Below are 612 nucleotides of genomic sequence, written 5' to 3' on the forward strand. Positions count from 1 at the left end.
AACCTGCGGCTGGATCACCTCCTTAAATATGAAAAGGTACGACAAGACTTCAAAGTGCCCACACAGTTTGTTTTCAAAAGAAGTAGAAACGACGAAAGCCATCCCAATGCAGGGAGCGCAGCGACCGAGCATTGTCAAACTGTCTATGACAGGAAGATAGCTAATAGCGGTAAAAGCAAAGCGCATTCTGAAACGATTCAGTTGCCGGGATTTTTATTGTCAATCGGAAACGAAAGTAACGACAAGCAATTAAAGGCCCACAAAGAAACGTTTGAAGGAGAGTTTTGCAAAGATTTTTTTGCTAATCGAGGCGTCGATGTGAAAGAGCGAGGGAGCATACGCCAGTATGTGACCGAGCGAGAGAATATCGATAACGAAGAGTAGCGAAAAAAACCTGCCGCAAAAAAATGGGGTCGTAGCTCAGCTGGGAGAGCACCTGCCTTGCACGCAGGGGGTCGGGAGTTCGATCCTCCCCGGCTCCACCAATCAGTCGTTTCGAAGGATTATCTAGAGTAAAGTAATTTCACACTAAAGCAGTGGGAGATTATTTTTGTCTGGAATATCCGGAAGTTCATTAACAATTTGGTAAAGAAAGAGGTAACACAAGCGAAT

General features: G+C 44.9%; 1 protein-coding gene and 1 tRNA gene. Both read left to right on the forward strand.

Translation table 11 applies throughout. From position 1 onward, the window contains the following. Window positions 1–384, forward strand: a 384-nt coding sequence (locus Ldro_RS09315) for a hypothetical protein (RefSeq protein ID WP_238584002.1), incomplete at its 5' end; no start/stop codon positions are given. Between the two features lie 25 nt (window positions 385–409). Next, window positions 410–485, forward strand: a tRNA-Ala gene (locus Ldro_RS09320). The last annotated feature ends 127 nt before the right edge of the window (window positions 486–612 follow it).

The organism is Legionella drozanskii LLAP-1, assembly GCF_001467585.1.
GTDB lineage: Bacteria > Pseudomonadota > Gammaproteobacteria > Legionellales > Legionellaceae > Tatlockia > Tatlockia drozanskii.